Origin of the sequence: Kitasatospora sp. NPDC127121 (assembly GCF_042677305.1) — a bacterium.
Taxonomy (GTDB): Bacteria; Actinomycetota; Actinomycetes; order Streptomycetales; family Streptomycetaceae; genus Kitasatospora.
On record NZ_JBHXTQ010000164.1, the window covers coordinates 1 to 2,170 of the forward strand.

At 71.7% G+C, this 2,170-nt stretch carries 1 protein-coding gene; it reads left to right on the top strand.

All coding sequences use genetic code 11. From position 1 onward, the window contains the following. On the top strand, positions 1-2,170 hold a 2,170-nt coding region (locus tag ACFVHI_RS37110), incomplete at both ends, for a condensation domain-containing protein (protein ID WP_380346462.1).

Consider the following 2,170-nt stretch of genomic DNA (forward strand, 5'->3'; position numbering starts at 1 on the left):
CGGTGGACACGCTCGTCCACCCGCTGGCCGCGACGGAGCAGCCGGTGCTGGGCCGTACGGTCGCCGGGACGCAGGCCTATGTGCTGGACGAGTGGCTGAACCCGGTGCCGGCCGGGGTGCCCGGCGAGCTGTACCTGGCGGGGGCGGGTCTGGCCCGGGGGTATCTGAACCGGCCGGGGCTGACCGCGGAGCGCTTCGTGGCCTGCCCGTTCGCGTCCGGGGAGAGGATGTACCGCACGGGCGACCTGGTGCGCCGCTCCCGTGAGGGTGAGCTGGAGTACCTGGGCCGCACCGACCAGCAGGTCAAGATCCGTGGCTTCCGGATCGAACTCGGCGAGATCGAACAGGTGCTGGTCCGCCACGACGCCGTCCGCCAGGCGGTCGTCACCACCCGGGAGAGCGACGACGGCGACCGCCGGCTGGTGGCCTACTGCGCGGTGACCGAGCAGATCCCTGGGATCGCCCTCGACCTGCGGGAGTTCGTCGCCCGGGCACTGCCCGGCTACATGGTGCCGGCCGCCGTCGTCCCGCTCACCGCCCTGCCGCTCACCGGCAGCGGAAAGGTGGACCACCGGGCCCTGCCGGCGCCGGACTTCGCGGAGTTCGCGGGTGGCCGGGCGGCGCGGACGGCGGCGGAGGAGATCCTCTGCGGGCTGTTCGCCGAGGTCCTGGGGATCGCCGGGGTCGGCATCGACGACGACTTCTTCGCGCTCGGTGGTCATTCCCTGCTGGCGACGCGGTTGTTGAGCCGGGTGCGGTCGGTGCTGGGGGTGGAGCTGGGGGTGCGGGATGTGTTCGAGGCGCCGACGGTGGCGGGGCTCGCGGCCCGTTCGGGTGCCGGGGTCGGTCGTCTGGTGCTGTCGGCGGAGGCGGAACGTCCGGAGCGGGTGCCGCTGTCGTTCGCGCAGCAGCGGTTGTGGCTGATCGACCGGATGGAGGGCCCGAGCGGGCTCTACAACCTCCCCGTGCTGCTCCGCTTGGGCGGTGGGCTGGATGTGGCGGCGCTGGAGGCGGCGCTGGGTGATGTGGTGGCGCGGCACGAGAGCCTGCGCACGCTCGTGGCCGAGGTGGACGGCGAGCCGTACCAGCGGATCCTGCCGCCCGATGAGGCCCGGGTCACCGTCGAGGTCCTGCCCGTGGGCACCGACCCCGAGAGCTGCGTCGACCGGCCGTTCGACCTGTCCGCCGACCTGCCCATGCGCGTCCAGGTGATCCCGGGCGGGTCCGACGGAGACCTGCTGGTGCTGGTGCTGCACCACATCGCCGGTGACGGCTGGTCGATGGGTCCGCTGCTGCGGGATCTGTCGACGGCGTACGCGGTGCGGTCCGGGGGCGAGGTGTCGGTGGTGGAGCCGCTGCCGGTGCAGTACGCGGACTACGCGCTCTGGCAGCGCGGACTGCTGGGGGAGGAGTCGGATTCCGGGAGCGTGGTTTCACGTCAGTTGGATTACTGGCGTGGGGTGTTGGACGGCCTTCCGGAGGAGTTGGCGTTGCCGGTGGATCGTGCGCGTGGTGTGGTGGCGTCGCACCGGGGCGACCGGGTGGTGCTGCCGCTGGGTGTGGAGCTGCATCGCGGGTTGGTGGGGCTGTCGCGTGCGCATCGGGTGACGTTGTTCATGACGGTGCAGGCGGCGTTGGCGGCGTTGTTGACCCGGTTGGGTGCGGGGACGGATGTGCCGATCGGCACGGTGGTGGCCGGTCGTTCGGATGAGGCGTTGGACGAGTTGGTCGGGTTCTTCGTCAACACGCTGGTGCTGCGGACCGATACGGCGGGTGACCCGAGTTTCGCGGAGTTGCTGGGTCGGGTGCGGGAGTCGGATCTGGGGGCGTTCGGGCACCAGGATGTGCCGTTCGAGCGTCTGGTGGAGGAGCTGAATCCGGCCCGGTCGCTGGCCCGCCACCCCCTCTTCCAGGTGATGCTGCTGCTGGAAGGCGACCGGACGGCCTCGGCGCCGCTCACCCTCGGCGCTCTGCCCGCCACCGTGCAGTCGACGGTCGGATCGGTGGCCAAGTTCGATCTGAGCATCGGCATGGGCGAGACCTTCGACGCGGACGGCGAGCCCGCCGGCCTGGAATGCGCGATCGACTTCGCGACGGATCTGTTCGACCGGGAGACGGTGGAGTCGCTGGCGGTGTGGTTCGGGCGGTTGCTGCGGGCGGTGGTGGAGCG